General features: G+C 44.4%; 1 protein-coding gene. It reads left to right on the forward strand.

Annotation, left to right across the window (positions count from 1 at the left end):
• Nucleotides 1-414 (forward strand): transposase (locus AB9H30_RS19390; RefSeq protein WP_371196440.1); only part of this gene is annotated, 414 nt, incomplete at both ends.

Genomic DNA, 414 nt, shown 5'->3' on the forward strand with positions numbered 1-414 from the left:
AAACCCAGACAATCAAAGCGCTCTAAGGTGCATGCAAGAGGCGCAACAGATCCTTGGTTGCTTGCCACCTCGTTGCCACGAACGAAGTGCTTAGCAAAAAAAGTAGTCGCTATCTACCGGATGAGAATGCAAATTGAAGAAGAGTTTAGAGATATCAAGAGCAGCTTGTTTGGCTTAGGGTTCGAACATCATAAAAGTCGCCGTATTACTCGCATAGCCATCTTGATATTGATAGCGACACTTGCGAGTATCCTAGCGAATATAATAGGTCTTGCGATGCATATAGTTGGGCTACATCGGCGCTACCAAGCTAACACAACTTCCACAAGGCGAGTGCTATCGTTTCACTATTTAGGATTAAGAGGCTATGTAGATAAGCGCTTGGGACTGTTTGTAAAACAATATGAGGCGGCA

It is taken from the genome of Glaciecola sp. SC05, assembly GCF_041380235.1.
In the GTDB taxonomy this organism is placed as follows: domain Bacteria; phylum Pseudomonadota; class Gammaproteobacteria; order Enterobacterales; family Alteromonadaceae; genus Glaciecola.